The following is an 18,068-nucleotide window of genomic DNA, read 5'->3' as shown; positions in this document are numbered from 1 at the left end:
AACCTGAGCTTACTTGGCGGCTTGAGACCTTAGCTACTGCCTTGGAGCTCCCGATGCCGAGTGCTGCCGCATGACCCGTTTTCCGACCGACCGGCTGGTGTTCGGCCCGGCGGATATCGATCTCACGCGCTCGCCGCTCGCTGGCCAGTTTGATGCGGAAACCTATGTGCTCGGCGCGTTCAATCCCGGGCTGACGCGGTTGTCCAATGGCAATCTGCTGATGATGGTACGCGTCGCCGAGGCGCTGCAAGAGCCGGTACGGGGCGGCAAGGTGCACGCGATCCGCTGGCAGGACGGGCGCTATGTCCTCGACGGCTGGCCATTGGCGTTGGTGGATACGTCGGACCCGCGGAAATTTCTGCTGCATGGCGGGGGATGGAAGATCATGGCGCTGACGTCGCTGTCATGGCTGTTGCCAGTGGAACTGACGCCGGACGGGCTGAAGGTCGTTACTGCGCATTACGACAAGGCAATCGCGCCGCGGCACAATGTGCAATGCTATGGCGTTGAGGATGCCCGGATCAGTCGGGTCGGCGACGAATGGCTGATGACCACTTGTTCGGTCAGCCCGGAGCGTCATTCGACCACGCTCTACGCTTCGGACAACGGCATCGACTGGCGGTTCGAGGGCATCGTGCTCGACCATCAGAATAAGGACATGCTGATCTTCGAGGGCAAGGCGGGCGGGCAATATTGGGCGCAGACGCGCCCGCTGGGGGACCTCTATTTTGCCTATCCGCCGGGGAGCGGCTGGCGTGCGGGTCCGTCGATCAACCTTGCCACCTCGCCCGACGGGCGGCACTGGAAGCCGCACCTTAACCCCGGCATCCGCCCCCATGCCGGGACGGTTGCGACCGCGCGGATCGGCGGGGGGACGCCGCCGGTTCTGACCGACCGCGGCTGGCTGACGCTGTGGCACGGCGTGGAGCCCAAGGAGGTGGTCGGCATCTACCGCACCTATTGGTCGCTGCTTGATCGCGACGATCCCTCGATCACGCTGCACACCGAACATGTGCCGCTGCTCGAAGCCAGCCCCGAACTGACCGCGCCGCTCGCCGAGCGCATGTACATCCACGACGTGGTGTTCACGACCGGCATCGTGGATGCGGGCGATTACTATGTCGTCGCGTCGGGCGAGGCGGATCTGGCCTGCCGGATCACGCACATCCCCAAGTCCGTATTCGCCTGAACCCGTCCAAGCCGTCATGCCGGACTTGTTCCGGCATCCACCCGCCCACAGGGACGGGTATTGAGGTCGTGCCGGGAACCTTCAAATCCGTACCGGGCTGCGCGGTGGACCCCGGACAAGTCCGGGGTGACGAGAGGATTGAAGGGCCGTCCATACGGCGCCTTTTTATGTGTGACCCGAAGCGGTATGAGGCCGGCGCATGACGACCGATCCCTTCACGCTGTTCGATCAATGGTACACCGAGGCTCGCACGACCGAGCCGAATGATTCCAACGCGATGGCACTGGCGACGGTGGACGTCGCCGGCCAGCCGTCGGTGCGGATGGTGCTGCTCAAAGGCCATGGCCCCGACGGCTTCGTCTTCTACACCAACCGCGAGAGCCGCAAGGCGGGAGAGCTGGCGGCGGTGCCGCGCGCGGCGCTGCTGCTCCACTGGAAATCGCTGCGGCGGCAGATCCGGATTGAGGGCGCGGTGACGCTCGCCACTGATGCCGAATCCGACGCCTATTTCGCCAGCCGCAGCCGCGATTCGCAGCTCGGCGCCTGGGCGAGCGACCAGTCCCGCCCGCTCGAAGCGCGCGCGACGTTCGAAGCGCGCTACGAAGCCGCGCGCGAACGGTTCGAGGGGTCGGACGTGCCGCGCCCGCCGCATTGGGGCGGCTATCGCGTGACCCCGCAGCGGATCGAATTCTGGCAGGATCGCGAACACCGGCTGCACGAACGCCGCGTCTTCACCCGCACCACTGACGGGTGGGATGAAGGGCTGCTGTTCCCGTGAGCAACCTTGCCCGCCGGGCCGCGATCGCCAGTGTCTGTGCGGCGGTGCTGCTTGGCGCGCTCAAGGCGTGGGCGGCGTGGCGGACCGGGTCGGTGGCGATGCTCGCCAGCCTTGCCGACAGTCTGCTCGACCTCGTCGCCTCGCTGGTGACGCTGGCCGGGGTGCATATTGCCGCGCAGCCCGCGGATGCCGGCCATCGCTTCGGTCATGGCAAGGCGGAGGCATTGGCGGCGCTGTTCCAGGTCGCCCTGATCTCGGTCTCCGCCTGTCTGATCGCGGTGCGGGCGGTGCAACGGCTTGGCTCCGGGGACGTCGCCGCGGACGCGGAATCCGGGATCGCTGTGTCGCTCGCGGCGATCGTGGTGACGCTGCTGCTTACGGCCTATCAGCGCCGTGCGATCGCCGCGACCGGATCGGTGGCGATCAAGACCGACCGGCTGCACTATCAGTCGGACCTGCTGCTCAACGCCGCGGTGATCGTGGCGCTGGTGTCCGACCAGTATCTCGCCTTCACCGGTGCCGACCCGCTGTTCGGCATCGCCATCGCCGCGTGGTTGCTGTGGGGTGCATGGCACGGAGCGAGCGAGGCGATCGGCCAACTGATGGATCGCGAATGGCCGGATGATAAGCGCCGTGCTTTCGTCGAGGTCGCGGCGCGCGAGCCGGGGCTGGAGAGCCTGCACGACCTGCGCACCCGCACCAGCGGATCGCAGGACTTCGCCCAGTTCCACATCACGCTTCCCCGCACGACGTCGGTGGCCGACGCACATACATTGGTCGAAAAGCTTGAGGGGCGGCTTGAAGCGGCGTTCCCGGGCACCGAGATTCTGATCCATGTCGATCCCGCGGGACATGTCGATCATCCCGGCAATGACCTGCGTGAGGCCGACGAGATCGAACGGCTCAAGGATAACTGATGTCTGACACTTCGCACCCGCTCGACCGGCCCGTATGGACCGCGTTGACCGGGCGGCAGACGGCCTTCGCTGCGGGCGACGGGCTTGCGCTACGCTACCGGCCGGAAATCAACCTGCTCGCCGCCGCCGCCGATGATTCGCCTGAGGCGCTGGCGGCGCTCGCTGCGCTGGTGCCGGTCGGTGGGAAGGTTGCGACGATCGAAAGCATCGAGACCCCGGTGCCACCGGGGCTGGCCGTCGTGAAGCAGGCGATGCTCGTCCAGATGATCGCGGAAAACCCCGAACCTGCCGAGCCGCTCGACTTTCTCGACCTTGTCGATGCCGACGCGCCCGAGATGTTGGCGCTCGCCGCGCTGACCGAGCCGGGGCCGTTCGTAGAGGCGACTCACCGGCTGGGCGAGTTCATCGGCATCCGCGTCGATGGCCAGCTCGTCGCCATGTCGGGTGAACGCATGCGCGCGCCGGGCCTGACCGAGGTCAGCGCGGTCTGCACCCACCCCGACTGGCGTGGCCGCGGCCTTGCCGGCAAGCTGATGCGCGTGGTGATGGACCGCATCGTCGCGCGCGGCGAGACACCTTTTCTTCACAGCTATGCCAGCAATGCAGGAGCGATCGCGTTGTACGAGAAACTGGGGTTTCGTGTCCGGCGAGAGGTGATCGCGACGTTTCTGGAGCGGCGGGACTGAGCGAGATGCTTTCGGCGGCAATTGGGTGGGAAGCTGCCGTTCAGCGATCCTCGATCGGCAGGGCCTTCCAGGCGGCGAAGCTTTCAAAAATGTCCGTCGAAGGCCAAGCAGGATTGCTCTCTTTGCGACGGGTCAGATGAAGTCGAGCATATTTACCGTCGGAAAGTTGAAACAACACATCGTCGCGGCGCCACCGCCGACCCAAAGCCGTCGCTGCAACGCCGTAGAGTACGTGCCCCGGACTTAGCTCACTGACGAGTTCTTCTTCGAGCCATCGCTTCTCGGTTTCGCTGGTGACCTCATACCAGTCACCTTCCCAGTCCGGCGCGTCGTTCATGGCGAGAGGGTATCAGCGAAACGAACGACCACAATGGGTCGCTAGCGGTCATTCCTCTTCTCCGTCATGCCGGCCCTGTGCCGGGATCCACGGTGCCGTAAAGGGTGCGATTGAGCCTCTTGCTTTCGGCTGGCCTCCCGGTGGATCCCGGCACAGGGCCGGGATGACGATCTATTGGCAATGCCTGAATCTGGCCGTCACTCGACGTCGCAATCGTCGCAGGTGCCTCAGGCCGTCGCCAGCTCCGCCCGTTCGGTTTGCCTGATCCAGCCGCCGCCCAGCACGCGCTCGCCGGCATAGAGCACCGCGGCCTGGCCTGGCGCTACGCCATATTCGGGGTTCTCGAACACCACCCGGCCATCCTCGAACCGCGCCGGGGCGGGGCGGGCCATCGAGCGGACCTTGGCGGTCATCGGGCCGTCATAGCTGCCGCCGAGCCAGTTCACCCCCTCGATCCGCGCCGCGCGGACGGCGAGCGCGGCCTTGGGGCCGACGACCACTTCGCGGCGCTCGGGGTTGAGGCGGATGACGTAAAGCGGCTCCGGGCTGCCGCCGATCTCGAGGCCGCGGCGCTGGCCGACGGTGAAGTGGATCAGGCCCTTGTGATCGCCCAGCATATTGCCTGCCTCGTCAACGATCTTGCCTGCGGTGTCAGCCTCGGGGCGCAGCTTCTTGACCAGTCCGGCATAGTTGCGATCGGGGACGAAGCAGATGTCCTGGCTGTCGGGCTTGGTCGCCACGCCCAGCCCGATTTCGGCGGCGATCTCGCGCACCCGGCTCTTGGGCAGGGCGCCCAATGGGAAGCGCAGGAAATCGAGCTGGTCGCGCGTCGTCGCGAACAGGAAATAGCTCTGGTCGCGTGCCGGGTCGGCGCCTCTATGCAGTTCCGGACCTTCGGGGCGGAGCACGCGCTGCACATAATGGCCGGTGGCGAGGCAGTCGGCGCCGAGGTCGCGAGCGAGCGCGAACAGATCGGTGAACTTGGGCCCCATATTGCACTTCACGCACGGGATCGGGGTGCGCCCGGCGAGATATTCGTCGGCGAAATCGTCGATCACCTGCTCGCGGAAGCTGCTCTCATGGTCGAAGACATAATGCGGAATGCCGAGCCGGTCGCACACCGCGCGCGCGTCGCGAATGTCGCGGCCGGCGCAGCAACTGCCCGAGCGCCCGGTCGCTTCGCCATGGTCATAGAGCTGGAGCGTCACGCCGATCGTCTCGGCGCCGGTGCGCGCGGCGAGCGCGGCCACTACCGAGGAATCGACGCCGCCCGACATGGCGACGACGATCCGACGCTTCTCAAGCGGTCCGCTCAACTGAAAATCGGGTCCGGTCATCGCGCCGCCACATAGGGATTTGGAGGGCGAGATGCAAAAAACAGCCGGCGTTTACTCCCCCTTCAACCTTCGGCCCTATCCAAAATGGGTGGATTCGACCTCAAGGTGAGTAGCGTTTGTGGACCTGAGCTTCCGATTCGACCGGGACGTCGCGGTGATGACCGCAATTCCCACCGAACTCGCGGTGCTGATGGTCGGCATTGCCGCCCGTCAGGCGGCGAGTCCGACTGCGCAGCTTCAGGCAGTGCTCGACCGGCCCTTGCCGGCCGGCGCGCTGCTCGCCCCCGTGCACGGTGCGTTCAGCCGCGCGATGGAGGCCACGCTAACCGACTGGAAAGAGCTATGAAGGCGGCGTTTACCGTGCCGCTTAGGCGATGCTCAAGCCGGGACGACTATGGTCGTTACAGAACAAAGACGGGGACCCCCCGCCCTGATCGAGGTAGGTAATGATTGAAAACCAGAAGATCCGACCAGCCAAGGTGATCGGACCGCTCGGCGAGCCGCTGACGCTCGACTCGCTGCCGCCGCCCGAAACGACCCGTTGGGTGGTCCGCCGCAAGGCAGAGGTGGTCGCAGCCGTCAATGGTGGGCTGCTCACCGTCGATGAAGTGTGCGATCGCTATAGCCTCACCGTCGAGGAGTTTGCCGGCTGGCAGCGCGCGATCGACCGGTCAGGCATGCCTGGCCTGCGCGTGACGCGCATCCAGCACTACCGCTCGTTGTACGAGCGGCAGCAGAAATACTGACCCGCTTTCCCTGAATATCGGTCTCTCCCACCGCCCGCGCCTCAAAACGCGGGCGGAACCATTTTTGGGCGTCGCGAGTCTTTCCCTCCACGGCCCCGCAGCAAGGCGGGCGCGAAAAGATGGAGGAAAAACATGGACCTCGTCGGACTCATCGTGTGGCTTGTGATCGGCGGCGTCGTCGGCTGGCTCGCCAGCCTGGTGATGCGCACCGATGCGCAGCAGGGCATCCTGCTCAATGTCGTCGTCGGGATCGTCGGCGCGTTCATCGGCGGGCTGATCTTCAGCGGCGGATCGATCAATCAGGGGCTGACCGTGTACAGCTTCATCGTGTCGCTGGTCGGCGCGATCATTCTGCTGGCGATCGTCAATCTGGTGCGCCGCGGTTCGGTGCGCTGAGATTTTGCTCTGTACCGCACCGGCTCGCTAGTCTGAACGGGAGGTCCGCGGGCGGCACCGTGTCTCTGAATCAAGAAGGGCCGCTCCTTTCGGGGCGGCCCTTCTCAATTTCCTTGAGCAGGATCTACTTGAGCAGGAAGCGGACGCGGACCGTGACGCCGACGCGCTGTTCGCCCGGCACGACCTGAGTCGAATCCTTGGCTTCCATACGGGCCATCATCACCGGCATCGGGCCGGGCATCCCGACGTCGCTACCCTCGCTCAGCGATACCAGTCGCTCGACGCGCATTCCCAGCGCTTTGGCGTAGAGGTCGGCGCGGGCACGGGCGCGCTTGACGGCGTCGACACGTGCCTCGTCCTGCGCGGCTTCGATCTGATCGATCGACAGGTTGGGCCCGTCGATCTGGTTGGCACCCTGTTTGACCAGTGCGTCGAGGATGTTGCCGCTCTTGGCGATGTCGCGGAACCTGACCGAAACGGTGTTCGACGCCTGATAGCCGGTGATTACCGGCGGCTGATTCTCGGCATAGCGATATTGCGGATTGAGTGAGATCGTTGCGGTCTGCACGTCGCGATCGGCGACACCGGCCGCCTTCAGCGCAGCGAGCACGCTCTTCATCTGCGTGGCATTGGCGGAAAGCGCGGCGGCGGCGGTTGGCGCCTGCGTCACCACGCCGGCGCGAATCGTCGCGATGTCGGGTACGCGGTTAGCCTCTCCCTCGGCGACCACATCGAGCAGCGTGCCTTCAGACATAAGCAAACCCGGTGCCGGCACCTGTGCGGCGGCGGCGGTCAGAGGAAGCGCGGCGGCAGCGGCCGCGAGGGTCAGCAATCGAACCATTCAATAGGGCCTTTCCAGCTAATTGTCCCGCCGCGCTACCGGGCGGCGGGACAACGGAAGCTGAACGGACCCAAATAGGCGAACCCGTAATCAGGCTGCCCGGCGGGCGATAACGACGCGATAGAGCGCCAGCAGGACGACCGCGCCAACCGTGGCAGCGATATAGCTGGCGAATTTACCGGTGAGGTTGATGCCGATTGCCGGCGCGATGAAAGCAGCGAGCAACGCGCCCGCGATACCGATCAGGATGGTAACGATGATGCCGCCCGGGTCCTTGCCGGGCATGATCAGCTTGCCGAGAGCCCCTGCGACGAGGCCAATGAGGATCCAACCGATAATACCGTCGGGCATGCCTTCCTCCTGTTCTGCGGCCCCCACCCGGGGAACCGGGCGGGAACTTGCCTTAGGATGCGGGCGCTGCAAACCCCGATTCGACCATGCGCCGCAGCATGAAACGGCCGCCTGTCCCCTTGCGGAACAAACCGAAACCGGGCAGGTAAACCAAGAGCGTAACGACGGCTCTTGAGGCCGGTGATATATTCAGATAATACAGCGCGACGGGATGGCCCGAAGCGGCCGTAATGGCCGGGGTAATGGGGTCGCGCATGAACTATGAGGCACGGATGTTTGGCAGGGACGAGCAGCTGGCGATTGCTGGCGAGGGTGAAGGTCGGTCGCGGCGGCTCTGGTGGATCATCGGCGCGCTGATCGTGGTTGCTGTACTCGCGGGTGCCTGGTTCGCCTTCGCCTCGGGCAACGCGAGCAGTGATAAGGCTGCTGTTGCGGCCAAGGGCGCCGGGGGCGAGGGCGGCAATCGCCAGCTTCCCGTGGTGAGCGTCATGGTGCCCGGCCGTCAGGCAATCGATCGCACGATCACCGGCACCGGTTCGCTCGCCGCTCGCCGCGAGATGCCGGTCGGTGTCGCGGGCGAGGGTGGCGAGGTTACCCGCGTGCTGGTCGAACCGGGCGACTGGGTCGCCGCCGGACAGGTTCTGGCGACGGTCGATCGCTCGGTCCAGGCGCAGACTGCGCAGTCGCAGGCGGCGAATGTCCGGGTCGCGCAGGCGGATCTGGGTATCGCCCAGGCGGAACTTGATCGGGCCAAGCAGCTCGTCGCGCGCGGGTTCGTGTCGAAGGCCGACATCGACCGCAAGACCGCGACCCGCGATGCTGCGGCCGCGCGCGTCCGCGTCGCGCAGGCGCAGCATTCGGAAACCAACGCGCGCAACCGCCGTCTCGACATCCGCTCGCCCTCGGCTGGTCTGGTCCTGACCCGCGCGGTCGAGCCGGGCCAGATCGTCAGCGCCGGTTCGGGGACCTTGTTCCGCGTCGCGCAGGGCGGCCAGTTCGAGATGCGCGTTCAGCTCAGCGAGGCCGATCTCCAGCGTATCCCGGTCGGCGCGCGCGTCGATGTCACGCCGGTCGGCACCGAAGAGAAGTTCGCGGGCCAGGTGTGGCAGGTGTCTCCGGTGATCGATCCGCAGACCCGCCAGGGCATCGCCCGCGTCGCGCTGACCTACAGCAAGGCGCTCCGTCCCGGCGGCTTCGCCAGCGCGACCATCCATTCGGGCGGACAGGTGTCGCCGCTGCTCCCGCAATCGGCGATCCAGAGCGATACCAAGGGCAATTTCGTCTATATCCTGAATGCCAAGGACGAGGCTGAGCGTCGTGCGATCACCACCGGCGACGTTTCGGACGCGGGTGTGGCGATCCCGAGCGGTCTGCAGGGCACCGAGCGTGTCGTGGTGACCGCCGGCGCCTTCCTCAACCCGGGGCAGAAGGTGAAGCCGAACCTCATGAAGCTGCAGCGCTGACGCGGACTTAAGGACTAGAGGCATGGGTTTTCGCAACATCTCGGCCTGGTCGATCCGGAACCCGGTTCCGCCGATCGTGCTCTTCATCGCGCTCACCATCGCGGGCTTCGTCAGCTTCGCGCGGATGGACGTGAACAACGATCCGGATATCGACTTCCCGGTCGCGATCGTCACGATCAGCCAGCCCGGCGCCGCGCCGACTGAGCTGGAGACCCAGATCACCCAGCGCGTCGAATCCGCGGTGCGCGCGCTGCAGGGCATCGACCAGATCGAATCGAACGTGACCGAGGGCAACTCGACCACGGTTATCCAGCTCGACATCGGCACGCCGATCGATCGTGCGGTCAACGACGTGCGCGAGGCGGTCAACCAGATCCGCGGCCAGCTGCCCGATGGCATTCTCGAGCCGCAGGTGTTCCGCGCCAACACCACCGATAACGAGATCGCCAGCTTCACTGCCATCGCCACCGACATGACGATGGAGGAGCTGTCCTGGTACGTCGACAATTCGGTGACGAAGGAGCTGTTGTCGGTATCCGGTCTCACCGCGGTCGATCGCATCGGCGGCGTCAACCGCGAGATCCGCATCATCCTCGATCCCGCCAAGGTCCAGGCCTATGGCCTGACGGCGAGCCAGGTGAACCAGCAGCTGCGCCAGGTGAACCTGAACGCTGCGGGCGGTCGCGCCGAGATTTCGGGAACCGAACAGTCAGTGCGCGTGCTCGGCAACGCGGCCAATGCCCATGCGCTGGGCCAGACCCAGATCGCGATCGGCGGCGGCCGGACGGTTCGCCTGTCCGACATCGCGCAGGTCAAGGATCTCTACGCCGAGCTGCGCAGCAATGCCGAATGGAACGGCAACCAGGTGCTCGCCTTCGAGATCAAGCGCGGCAAGGGCGCATCCGATGTCGCGGTGTTCCATGAGGCCGAGGCGAAGCTGAAGAAGCTTCAGGAGACCAATCCCAAGGTCCGCTTCGAGATCCTGTTCAACAACAGCGAATATGCCGAATCGCAATATCACTCCGCGCTGGAAGCCCTGATCGAGGGGTCGATCCTTGCGGTGATCGTGGTCTTCCTGTTCCTGCGCGACTGGCGCGCGACGCTGATCTCGGCGCTCGCGATTCCGCTATCGGCGATCCCGACCTTCTTCTTCATGGAGCTGCTCGGGTTCAACCTGAACCAGATGACGCTGCTTGCGCTCAGCCTGGTGGCCGGCGTGCTGGTCGACGATGCGATCGTGGAGATCGAGAACATCGTCCGACACATGCGCATGGGCAAGACCGCCTATCAGGCGTCGATCGACGCGGCGGACGAGATCGGCGTCGCGGTGGTCGCGACTACCATGTCGATCGTCGCGGTGTTCCTGCCTGTCGGCATGATGCCGGGCATTTCGGGTCAGTTCTTCAAGAATTTCGGTCTCACCGTCGTCGCGGCGGTGCTGATGAGCCTTGCCGTCGCGCGCCTCATCTCACCGATGATCGCTGCCTATTTCCTCAAGGCGAAGGGCCACGCCACCCATGGTGAAGGGTGGATGATGGACCAGTATATGAAGATCCTGCGATGGACGTTGCGTCATCGCTGGTCGGCGGTGGTGGGCGGCGCGGTGTCGCTCGGCCTCACCGTCTGGCTCTTCTATGATCTGCCCAAGACCTTCCAGCCCAATCTCGACCAGGATTCGGTCACCGCAAGCATCGAGATGGTGCCCGGCACCACGCTTCAGCAGACCAAGGTCGTCGTCGATCGGGTTCGCGACCTTCTGGCCAAGCAGGAAGGGGTCGAGAACACCTATTCGCGTTCGTTCGTGGGCAATGGCCGCGTCACCGCGATGCTGGCGGACGAGCGCCCGTTCAAGAGCGACGAGTTCGAGCGGCGCATGACGCCCGCGCTCGCGGCCATCCCCGATGCGCGCGTGTCGTTCCGCAATCAGCAGGGCTGGGGCGGGTCGGGCCGAGCCCTCACCATCACCCTGGGCGGTGAGGACCCGGCGCAGCTTACCCGTACCGCGCAGAAGATCGTCGAGGAGATGGAGGGCCTCAAGAACGTGGTCGCACCACGCATCTCGGGCGACCTCCAGCGGCCCGAGATCGTGATCCGCCCGCGCATGGACCTGGCTGCCAATCTTGGCGTCACCACCGCGGCGCTTTCCAGTGCGATCCGCATCGCGACGCTGGGCGATATCGAACAGAACAGCGCGCGTTTCTCGCTTTCGGATCGCCAGATCCCGATCCGCGTTGCGCTGGAGGAGAATGCGCGCGCCAAGCTGTCGACGATCCAGAACCTGCCGGTTCAGACCCAGTCGGGCGGTTCGGTGCCGCTGAGCCTGGTCGCCGACATCGGCTTCGGCGCGGGCCCCACGCGCATCGACCGGATCAACAAGCAGCGCCGCATCATGATCGGTGCCGACCTTGCCCCCGGCGTGGTCAGCGGCGACGCGATGAAGCAGATCGACGCGCTGCCGACGATGAAGAAGCTGCCGATCGGCGTCGGCAAGCTCGAGGTCGGACAGGCCAAATGGCAGGCGGAGATGATCCAGAACTTCATCATCGCGGTGGTGGCGGGTATCTTCCTCGTCTTCGCGGTGCTGGTGCTGCTCTATCGCCGCTTCGTCTCGCCGCTGGTCAACATGGGGTCGCTGCTGCTCGCGCCGCTGGGCGGATTGTTCGCGCTCAAGCTCGCGGGCCAGCCGATCTCGATGCCGGTCTATATCGGTATCCTGATGCTGCTCGGTATCGTCGCCAAGAACTCGATCCTGCTGATCGACTTCGCGATCGAGGAGATGGAGAAGGGCGTCGACAAGATGACGGCGATCATCGACGCCGGGCACAAGCGCGCCCAGCCGATCGTGATGACCACGGTGGCAATGGTCGCGGGCATGGTGCCGACGGCGCTGGCGCTGTCGGGCGATGCCGCGTGGCGCGCGCCGATGGGCGTTACCGTGATCGGCGGCCTGATCCTCTCCACCATCCTGACGCTCCTGATCGTCCCGGCGAGCTTCAGCCTCGCGATCGGGGTCGAGAAGTGGATGGGGCCGCGCCTGCGCCGCCGTCTGCTGACCTACACCCCCGGCGACGAGCACGGGCCGCAGGATGGGCCGGTGATCGAGCAGCAGGGCCGCCTTGGCCATCAGGGCGGGGAGGGTACCCAGCCTGCCGAGTGAACCAATCGCGCGCGGGGGGATTGTTACGGGCATGAACCCGGTCCCCCGCACGCAGTCTCGCCGTACAGGATCCGGCGGCGTGTTCGCCGCCCGCGTTCGCCGCGAACCTGCGCCACCGGGTTTGCGGCGCATGCGTTTCATCGCCACCGGCTTGCTGGTGGCGATGGCAGCGGTGTACTTTGCCGCGCGCCATTATGAGCAGACCTATCCCGCGATCGGGTTCGTGCGCGCCTTCGCCGAAGCCGCAATGGTCGGCGGCCTTGCCGACTGGTTCGCGGTCACCGCGCTGTTCCGACACCCGCTAGGCCTTCCGATCCCGCACACCGCGATCATTCCCCGCAACAAGGACCGGATCGCCACCGCGCTCGCCAATTTCCTGCGCGACAATTTTCTGGTCCCATCGGTCGTCGCGCGGCGGATGCACCGCGTCGATGTCGCGACCGCCGCGGGCAAATGGCTTGCGCAGCCGCCGGGAAGCTCAGGCCGCCTGCGCCGCGGCGCGTCGCGCATGGCAGCAAGCCTGCTCGAATCGCTCGATCAGGAGCAACTGGGCGGGATGATCAAGGGCGCGGTCGCCAATCGCCTCCGCCAGACCGACATCGCCCCGCTAATGGGTCAGGCACTGGGCGCCGCGATCGCCGAGGGGCGCCACACGCCGCTGATGGACGGTTCGCTGCGCTGGCTCGCCAAGGTGGTCGATCAGAATGAAGCGCTGATCCGCAAGATGGTGCATGAGCGCGCCGGCTCGATCATGCGCTGGACCGGGCTCGACGAGACGCTGGCGAACGCGATCATCGACGGCCTTTACAAGCTCGTCGCCGATGTCGCCGAAGACCCCGCCCACCCGCTGCGCGCCAAGGTGGAGGAGGGGCTGGAGAAGCTCGCCTTCGACCTCCAGTTCGACATTCCGACTCGGATGAAGGTCGAGGAGTTCAAGGCCGACCTGCTCGATAACCCGGCGCTCGCCCGCTGGATCGAGGGGATGTGGGAACAAGCCCGCGCCGCGCTGCTTCGCGTCGCGCGCGATCCCGATGCGGCGCTCGCCGGCAAGCTGGGCGACGCGTTGCGCCAGCTGGGCGAGACTCTGCAGAACGACCCGCGCCTCAGCCACATGATCAACCGCTTCGTCCGCCGCGCCGCGGTCGGCACCGCGGCCGATTATGGCGACGGTATTGTCAGGCTGGTATCGGACACGGTGCGCGGCTGGGACGCGCGGACGATCACCGGGCGGCTCGAAAATGCCGTGGGGCAGGATCTGCAATATATCCGTATCAATGGCACATTGGTCGGGGGGCTGGTCGGTCTCGTCATCCACACGTTACATACCGTGCTATAGGATGGCATCCCTATCCATCGGCAAGGTTGGAGAGTGTCATGAAGGTCTTCACAGCGGCAATGTTGATCGCGATGGGATTGTCCCTTCCTGCGGCGGCGAAGGATCGGTCGCCCACCGCGGCTGAGCGGGTCGCGATCGAGAAGACGCTGCGCGGTCTGGGCTATACCAGCTGGGACGACATCAAGCTGGACGACGACCGGCCCCATCATCAGCCGAAATGGGAAATCGACGATGCCCGCAAGGGCAATGGCCCGCGCTTCGATATCGAGCTTGAGCCGCGAACTCTGAAGCTTCTCCAGACCGAACGCGACGACTGACGCCGCGCCGCTGATCCGGAGCGCGATTCAGGGCAGCAACACGACTTCGAACCGTTCGCAGGCGATCAGCAGATCGTCGTCGACGGTGTAGTCGGTACCTGCCAGCGCGCGCTCATAATAAGCACGGTGGGCGTCGCGCCACCATTCGAGCGTCAGGTCGCCCTCACCCTCGGTGCGGGCGAAATCCGCATCGACGTCGCCGAACCTGCGGATTTCGACCGATGTGGTCCGGATCACCGCGCGCGCATCACCGCTCCAGCCGGTGATCACGGCATAGTCGCCGGCTTCGGGTGTCGGGATACTGTCGCGTTCCAGCTCGGCAAGCGAGGTCGCGGTCGCGCACTTGCGCCCCGCCACGACGAGGTCCGCGCAAACGTCCGCATCTTCCTGATTGTCACAGAAATGGTAGACGGCCTGCGCCTCGACGGGGGCGGACGGATCGGCAAGGCGGTAACGCTCCCAGAGCGCGGCTACTGAAGGGTTCATGTCCTTGCGCTATCAGCGAAATCTCTCGCGCTCAAGCGGGACAGGCGCTGTCATCCTTCCCAATCCAGCACCGTCCATCCGCGTGCCGCTGCCAGCTTTCGCAACGGTCCGTGCGCGTTCACCGCAAACGGCTCGTCCGACCATTCCAGCACCGGCGCGTCGGAGACATGGTCGCTGTAGAAGCGTACCCGGATGTCGCCCCGCGCGATCCCCTCGCGTGCCATCCATGCCTCGATCAGCCGCAATTTGGCGGGGCCGTAGCAATTCTCGCCCTCGATCCCCGCCAGCACATTGCCGTCGGCGTCACGCCGCGCCTCGGTCGCGATCACCTGCGTGATGCCCAGCCGCGCGGCGATGGCGCGGGCGTAATAGCCATGGCTCGCGGTCGCCAGCACCGGCTCCCAGCCCGCGGCACGATCCGCCTCCACCCGCGCGCGCGCGTCGGCGAACATGTTGCTGGCCGCGACGCTGTCGGCGAACGCTTCTGCGACCGCATCCAGATCCTCGCGCGGAATGCTGCGGCCAAGCATCAGCCGGTGGGTGATTTCCTTGAGCTTCGCGCGGTCGATGGCTTTGGCGATGTACAGGAGTGACGCGATCCCCGCTGCGGGTAGCAGCAGCAGTCGCCACGGCGCGCGAACCACTGCGGCATGGATCAGGAACGGCGTCCACGTCGCCTTGCGCGTGATCGTCTTGTCCATGTCATAAATTGCAACACTTCGCATCGGAACTCTCGGGGCGCTTTGGGGATTGGGTCGGGGGTGAAACATCTGTAAAGGCAAGCGCTTGCCGTTCCAGTGCCAATCAACCATGGATGAGGGATGAGCGCGCCAGCCGATTTCCAGCACGACGCGGCCAATGGTGGCACGCTCCGCTTTAGCGGCAACCTCTCGCTTCGCTCGATTGGCGATCTGCCTGAGCGGCTGGCAGCGGTGAGCGAACCGGTCGCCGACCTCGACATGGCGGGCATCGACCGGATCGATACGGTCGGCGCCTGGCTGATCCATCGCTTTGCGCGCGACCACGGCGCCAGGGTTTCAGGTCTCAACTCCGACTCGCAGCATCTGTTCGATCAGGTGGCGCAAGCCGATGAGCCGATCGAAATGCCGTCCGCGCCCTATGGCACCTTCAAGCGCCTGCTGGCCGAAATTGGTGGGGCGGTGATCCAGGCGTTCCAGACGCTCCACGGCCTGCTCGGCTTCATGGGCGCGACCGCGATGGCGTTCGGTGCGGTGATCCTCAACCCGCGCCGCTTCCGTTTCCACGCCACCGTGCACAGATTCGAAGTGGTCGGCGTCTCCGCGCTCGGCATCATCGGCCTGATGAGCTTCCTGATCGGCATCGTCATCGCCCAGCAGGGCGCGGTGCAGCTTCGCCAGTTCGGCGCGGAGGTGTTCACGATCAATCTTGTCGGGCGCATTACCCTGCGCGAACTCGGCATTCTGATGACCGCGATCATGGTCGCGGGGCGGTCGGGATCGGCGTTCGCTGCGCAACTCGGCACGATGAAGCTGACTGAAGAGATCGACGCGATGCGGACGATCGGGGTCAACCCGATGGAGGCGCTGGTGTTGCCGCGCGTGATTGCGGCGGTGCTGATGCTGCCCTTGCTTGGTTTCTATGCCTCGGTCGTGGCGATCATCGGCGGCGGGCTGCTGTGCTGGATTTCGCTCGATATCCCGCCGGTCACCTTCGTCCAGCGCCTGCGTGAAGTGGTGCCGATCACCGATCTCTATGTCGGGCTGGTCAAGGCGCCGGTGTTCGGCGCGATCATCGCGATCGCCGGCTGTTATCAGGGGATGCAGGTCGAGGGCGACGCCGAACAGGTCGGCACCCGCACCACCACTGCGGTCGTTCAGGCGATCTTCCTCGTGATCGTACTCGACGCTTTCTTCGCGGTGTTCTTCACCAATGTAGGGTGGAACTGATGACCGCCCCCACCTTTGACGGGAACGCGATCATCCGTGTGCGCGGCCTGAGCAACAGCTTTGGCGAGCAGGTCGTGCATGAGGATCTCGACCTCGATGTCCGGCCGGGCGAGATCCTGGGCGTGGTCGGCGGATCGGGCACCGGCAAGTCGGTGTTGATGCGCTCGATCATCGGTCTGCAGCAAGTCGATACCGGCACCGTCGAGGTGTTCGGTGAGGATGCGCTGAACGTCGATGAGGCCGAGGCGATCGACATGCGAAAGCGCTGGGGTGTGCTGTTCCAGGGCGGCGCCTTGTTTTCGACGCTGACCGTGGCCGAGAATGTCCAGGTGCCGCTCAAGGAGTTCTACCCCAGGCTCGACCAGGCGCTGCTCGACGAGATTGCGGGCTACAAGGTGGTGATGACCGGACTTCAGCCGAATGCCGGTCCCAAATATCCGGCGGAACTGTCGGGCGGCATGAAGAAGCGCGCGGGCCTTGCCCGCAGCCTCGCGCTCGACCCCGAGCTGCTGTTTCTCGACGAACCGACCGCGGGCCTCGACCCGATCGGCGCGGCGGCATTCGACGAACTGACGCTGTCGCTCCAGCGCACGCTGGGGCTGACCGTTTTCCTCATTACGCACGATCTCGACACGCTCTACGCGATCTGCGACCGGGTCGCGGTATTGGCCGACAAGCGAGTCATCGCGGTCGGCACCATCGACGAGCTTCTCGCGTTGGATCATCCGTGGATCCAGGAATATTTCAACGGTCCGCGCGGCCGGGCAGCAGTCAGCAGCGCGGAACGGGTCAAGACCCGGTCGGACGCTGGGGGAGCATGAGGCACTAGATGGAAACCCGGTCAAATCATGTGCTGGTCGGCGCGGTGGTGCTGATCCTGCTCGCCGTGCTGGCGCTGTTCACCGTGTGGCTCGCCCGGCTCAATACCGCAGCGGAGAAGGAGTATGACATCTTCTTCAAGCAGGCGGTCGATGGCATCGCAAAGGGATCGGCGGTCGCCTTTTCAGGCGTGCCCGCCGGGCAGGTGAAGGAAATCGCGCTGTTCCCGCCCGATCCCAGTCTGGTGCGCGTCCGGATCAGCGTGAACAAGGAAGTGCCGGTGCTTCAGGGCACGACCGCGACGATTCAGGGGGTCGGTTTCACCGGCGTCAGTCAGATCCAGCTCGACGGTGCGGTCAAGGGTGCGCCGCCGATCGTCTGTCCCGAGGTCGATCCGCGCAGCGTTTGCCCGCTCGGCGTGCCAGTGATCCCGACCAAACAGGGCGGTCTCGGTGCGCTGCTCAACACCGCGCCGCGGCTGCTCGAGCGGCTGTCGACGCTGACTGAGCGGCTGACCGAATTGTTGTCCGACCGCAATCAGGCGTCGATCGCGGGCATCCTCGAAAACACCGATAAAATGACCGCCGAGCTTGCCAAGGGGGCACCGGACCTGCGCGCCGCAATCGGCGAGCTCCGCAACACGGTCAAGCAGGCCGGCTTCGCCGCCGAGCAGATCGGCAAGCTTTCGGGCACGACCGATCAGGTGCTGGCAAACCAGGTCGGCCCGGCGATGCAGGACCTGCGCAAGGCGATCGCTTCGGCCGATAGCAGCATGAAGGCGCTGGAGCGCACGATGGGCAAGGCCGATGCCGGGATCGATCAGGTTTCGAACCGCACCATTCCCGAGGTCAACCAGCTCATCCAGGACCTGCGCGAGATGGCGATTGCGCTGCAGTCGGTCGCGGAGAAGGTCGATCGCGGCGGTGCGGGATCGCTGATCGGCGGGCCGAAGCTGCCCGAATATGAACCCCGGAAGAAGTGAGT

20 protein-coding genes are annotated in these 18,068 nt (G+C 65.5%); 14 read left to right on the top strand and 6 right to left on the bottom strand.

What is annotated here, in order from left to right; all coding sequences use genetic code 11:
• Positions 1 to 70: 70 nt before the first annotated feature.
• From AC07NK_RS01050 to AC07NK_RS01035, 4 genes are all read left to right on the top strand, one after another.
• Positions 71 to 1,189, top strand: a complete 1,119-nt coding sequence (locus AC07NK_RS01050; protein ID WP_495168717.1) for a glycoside hydrolase family 130 protein — start codon at positions 71 to 73, stop codon at positions 1,187 to 1,189.
• Positions 1,190 to 1,388: 199 nt separating this feature from the next.
• Positions 1,389 to 1,967, top strand: coding sequence for a pyridoxamine 5'-phosphate oxidase (gene pdxH, locus AC07NK_RS01045; RefSeq protein ID WP_495168716.1), 579 nt, complete (start codon positions 1,389 to 1,391; stop codon positions 1,965 to 1,967).
• Positions 1,964 to 2,884: a cation diffusion facilitator family transporter gene (locus AC07NK_RS01040; protein WP_495168715.1), complete on the top strand. Its 921-nt coding sequence runs from the start codon at positions 1,964 to 1,966 to the stop codon at positions 2,882 to 2,884. The genes pdxH and AC07NK_RS01040 overlap by 4 nt, the downstream gene beginning before the upstream one ends.
• Positions 2,884 to 3,570, top strand: a complete 687-nt coding sequence (locus AC07NK_RS01035; protein ID WP_495168714.1) for a GNAT family N-acetyltransferase — start codon at positions 2,884 to 2,886, stop codon at positions 3,568 to 3,570. The genes AC07NK_RS01040 and AC07NK_RS01035 overlap by 1 nt, the downstream gene beginning before the upstream one ends.
• Before the next feature lie 40 nt (positions 3,571 to 3,610).
• Here AC07NK_RS01035 and AC07NK_RS01030 read toward each other — a convergent pair whose 3' ends face one another.
• Entirely contained in the window at positions 3,611 to 3,907 is a 297-nt protein-coding gene (locus tag AC07NK_RS01030) for a hypothetical protein (RefSeq protein WP_495168713.1), read from the bottom strand.
• A 227-nt stretch (positions 3,908 to 4,134) separates the two neighbouring features.
• The gene (mnmA, locus tag AC07NK_RS01025; RefSeq protein ID WP_495168712.1) at positions 4,135 to 5,244 is read right to left on the bottom strand and encodes a tRNA 2-thiouridine(34) synthase MnmA; all 1,110 of its coding nucleotides are present in this window, start codon (positions 5,242 to 5,244) and stop codon (positions 4,135 to 4,137) included.
• A 157-nt stretch (positions 5,245 to 5,401) separates the two neighbouring features.
• Between mnmA and AC07NK_RS01020 the strand changes: the two genes are divergently transcribed.
• The 3 genes from AC07NK_RS01020 to AC07NK_RS01010 all read left to right on the top strand — a co-directional run bounded on the left by AC07NK_RS01020 (position 5,402) and on the right by AC07NK_RS01010 (position 6,386).
• Positions 5,402 to 5,590, top strand: a complete 189-nt coding sequence (locus AC07NK_RS01020) for a hypothetical protein (protein WP_495168711.1) — start codon at positions 5,402 to 5,404, stop codon at positions 5,588 to 5,590.
• A gap of 100 nt (positions 5,591 to 5,690) precedes the next feature.
• Positions 5,691 to 5,990 (top strand): CtrA inhibitor SciP, encoded by a 300-nt coding sequence (gene sciP, locus AC07NK_RS01015; RefSeq protein ID WP_495163413.1) that lies wholly within the window; start codon positions 5,691 to 5,693, stop codon positions 5,988 to 5,990.
• Positions 5,991 to 6,122: 132 nt separating this feature from the next.
• Complete coding sequence (locus AC07NK_RS01010) at positions 6,123 to 6,386, top strand: GlsB/YeaQ/YmgE family stress response membrane protein (RefSeq protein WP_495168710.1); 264 nt, start codon at positions 6,123 to 6,125, stop codon at positions 6,384 to 6,386.
• Between the two features lie 124 nt (positions 6,387 to 6,510).
• On the opposite strand, the gene AC07NK_RS01005 is transcribed toward AC07NK_RS01010, so the two are convergent.
• Positions 6,511 to 7,227 (bottom strand): SIMPL domain-containing protein, encoded by a 717-nt coding sequence (locus AC07NK_RS01005; protein ID WP_495168709.1) that lies wholly within the window; start codon positions 7,225 to 7,227, stop codon positions 6,511 to 6,513.
• Between the two features lie 90 nt (positions 7,228 to 7,317).
• Complete coding sequence (locus AC07NK_RS01000) at positions 7,318 to 7,578, bottom strand: GlsB/YeaQ/YmgE family stress response membrane protein (RefSeq protein ID WP_495168708.1); 261 nt, start codon at positions 7,576 to 7,578, stop codon at positions 7,318 to 7,320.
• 254 nt (positions 7,579 to 7,832) lie between these two features.
• On the opposite strand from AC07NK_RS01000, the gene AC07NK_RS00995 reads away from it, so the two are divergent.
• The 4 genes from AC07NK_RS00995 to AC07NK_RS00980 all read left to right on the top strand — a co-directional run bounded on the left by AC07NK_RS00995 (position 7,833) and on the right by AC07NK_RS00980 (position 13,851).
• A complete protein-coding gene (locus AC07NK_RS00995) occupies positions 7,833 to 9,041 on the top strand; it encodes an efflux RND transporter periplasmic adaptor subunit (protein WP_495168707.1) in 1,209 nt (402 codons plus the stop codon).
• Between the two features lie 22 nt (positions 9,042 to 9,063).
• On the top strand, positions 9,064 to 12,198 hold the full coding sequence (locus AC07NK_RS00990; RefSeq protein WP_495168706.1) for an efflux RND transporter permease subunit: 3,135 nt from the start codon (positions 9,064 to 9,066) through the stop codon (positions 12,196 to 12,198).
• A 130-nt stretch (positions 12,199 to 12,328) separates the two neighbouring features.
• Positions 12,329 to 13,534, top strand: coding sequence for a DUF445 domain-containing protein (locus AC07NK_RS00985; RefSeq protein WP_495168705.1), 1,206 nt, complete (start codon positions 12,329 to 12,331; stop codon positions 13,532 to 13,534).
• A 38-nt stretch (positions 13,535 to 13,572) separates the two neighbouring features.
• The gene (locus tag AC07NK_RS00980; protein ID WP_495168704.1) at positions 13,573 to 13,851 is read left to right on the top strand and encodes a PepSY domain-containing protein; all 279 of its coding nucleotides are present in this window, start codon (positions 13,573 to 13,575) and stop codon (positions 13,849 to 13,851) included.
• Between the two features lie 27 nt (positions 13,852 to 13,878).
• On the opposite strand, the gene AC07NK_RS00975 is transcribed toward AC07NK_RS00980, so the two are convergent.
• Both AC07NK_RS00975 and AC07NK_RS00970 read right to left on the bottom strand, forming a co-directional pair.
• Positions 13,879 to 14,337 (bottom strand): ASCH domain-containing protein, encoded by a 459-nt coding sequence (locus AC07NK_RS00975; protein ID WP_495168703.1) that lies wholly within the window; start codon positions 14,335 to 14,337, stop codon positions 13,879 to 13,881.
• 50 nt (positions 14,338 to 14,387) lie between these two features.
• The gene (locus tag AC07NK_RS00970) at positions 14,388 to 15,038 is read right to left on the bottom strand and encodes an HAD family hydrolase (protein ID WP_495168702.1); all 651 of its coding nucleotides are present in this window, start codon (positions 15,036 to 15,038) and stop codon (positions 14,388 to 14,390) included.
• A 120-nt stretch (positions 15,039 to 15,158) separates the two neighbouring features.
• On the opposite strand from AC07NK_RS00970, the gene AC07NK_RS00965 reads away from it, so the two are divergent.
• Genes AC07NK_RS00965 through AC07NK_RS00955 form a run of 3 tightly spaced genes read left to right on the top strand, consistent with a single transcriptional unit; the run spans position 15,159 to position 18,066 of the window.
• Positions 15,159 to 16,265, top strand: a complete 1,107-nt coding sequence (locus AC07NK_RS00965; protein WP_495168701.1) for an MlaE family ABC transporter permease — start codon at positions 15,159 to 15,161, stop codon at positions 16,263 to 16,265.
• On the top strand, positions 16,265 to 17,086 hold the full coding sequence (locus AC07NK_RS00960; protein WP_495168700.1) for an ABC transporter ATP-binding protein: 822 nt from the start codon (positions 16,265 to 16,267) through the stop codon (positions 17,084 to 17,086). Before AC07NK_RS00965 ends, AC07NK_RS00960 begins: the two co-directional genes overlap by 1 nt.
• Before the next feature lie 8 nt (positions 17,087 to 17,094).
• Positions 17,095 to 18,066 (top strand): MlaD family protein, encoded by a 972-nt coding sequence (locus AC07NK_RS00955; protein ID WP_495168699.1) that lies wholly within the window; start codon positions 17,095 to 17,097, stop codon positions 18,064 to 18,066.
• Positions 18,067 to 18,068 lie beyond the last annotated feature (2 nt).

Source organism: Sphingomonas sp. GW821-FHT09B04 (assembly GCF_059418285.1).
The sequence above is the reverse complement of the archived record's forward strand: the minus strand, read 5'-3'. Positions and strand labels throughout refer to the sequence as shown.

Coding starts and splice junctions, on each gene's coding strand:
- AC07NK_RS00980 (WP_495168704.1), top strand. CDS start 13,573: ATGAAGGTCTTCACAGCGGCAATGTTGATCGCGATGGGATTGTCCCTT.
- pdxH (WP_495168716.1), top strand. CDS start 1,389: ATGACGACCGATCCCTTCACGCTGTTCGATCAATGGTACACCGAGGCT.
- AC07NK_RS01010 (WP_495168710.1), top strand. CDS start 6,123: ATGGACCTCGTCGGACTCATCGTGTGGCTTGTGATCGGCGGCGTCGTC.
- AC07NK_RS00960 (WP_495168700.1), top strand. CDS start 16,265: ATGACCGCCCCCACCTTTGACGGGAACGCGATCATCCGTGTGCGCGGC.
- AC07NK_RS00965 (WP_495168701.1), top strand. CDS start 15,159: ATGAGCGCGCCAGCCGATTTCCAGCACGACGCGGCCAATGGTGGCACG.
- sciP (WP_495163413.1), top strand. CDS start 5,691: ATGATTGAAAACCAGAAGATCCGACCAGCCAAGGTGATCGGACCGCTC.
- mnmA (WP_495168712.1), bottom strand. CDS start 5,244: ATGACCGGACCCGATTTTCAGTTGAGCGGACCGCTTGAGAAGCGTCGG.
- AC07NK_RS01020 (WP_495168711.1), top strand. CDS start 5,402: ATGACCGCAATTCCCACCGAACTCGCGGTGCTGATGGTCGGCATTGCC.
- AC07NK_RS01000 (WP_495168708.1), bottom strand. CDS start 7,578: ATGCCCGACGGTATTATCGGTTGGATCCTCATTGGCCTCGTCGCAGGG.
- AC07NK_RS00985 (WP_495168705.1), top strand. CDS start 12,329: ATGCGTTTCATCGCCACCGGCTTGCTGGTGGCGATGGCAGCGGTGTAC.
- AC07NK_RS00975 (WP_495168703.1), bottom strand. CDS start 14,337: ATGAACCCTTCAGTAGCCGCGCTCTGGGAGCGTTACCGCCTTGCCGAT.
- AC07NK_RS00990 (WP_495168706.1), top strand. CDS start 9,064: ATGGGTTTTCGCAACATCTCGGCCTGGTCGATCCGGAACCCGGTTCCG.
- AC07NK_RS00955 (WP_495168699.1), top strand. CDS start 17,095: ATGGAAACCCGGTCAAATCATGTGCTGGTCGGCGCGGTGGTGCTGATC.
- AC07NK_RS01050 (WP_495168717.1), top strand. CDS start 71: ATGACCCGTTTTCCGACCGACCGGCTGGTGTTCGGCCCGGCGGATATC.
- AC07NK_RS00995 (WP_495168707.1), top strand. CDS start 7,833: ATGAACTATGAGGCACGGATGTTTGGCAGGGACGAGCAGCTGGCGATT.
- AC07NK_RS00970 (WP_495168702.1), bottom strand. CDS start 15,038: ATGGACAAGACGATCACGCGCAAGGCGACGTGGACGCCGTTCCTGATC.
- AC07NK_RS01035 (WP_495168714.1), top strand. CDS start 2,884: ATGTCTGACACTTCGCACCCGCTCGACCGGCCCGTATGGACCGCGTTG.
- AC07NK_RS01005 (WP_495168709.1), bottom strand. CDS start 7,227: ATGGTTCGATTGCTGACCCTCGCGGCCGCTGCCGCCGCGCTTCCTCTG.
- AC07NK_RS01030 (WP_495168713.1), bottom strand. CDS start 3,907: ATGAACGACGCGCCGGACTGGGAAGGTGACTGGTATGAGGTCACCAGC.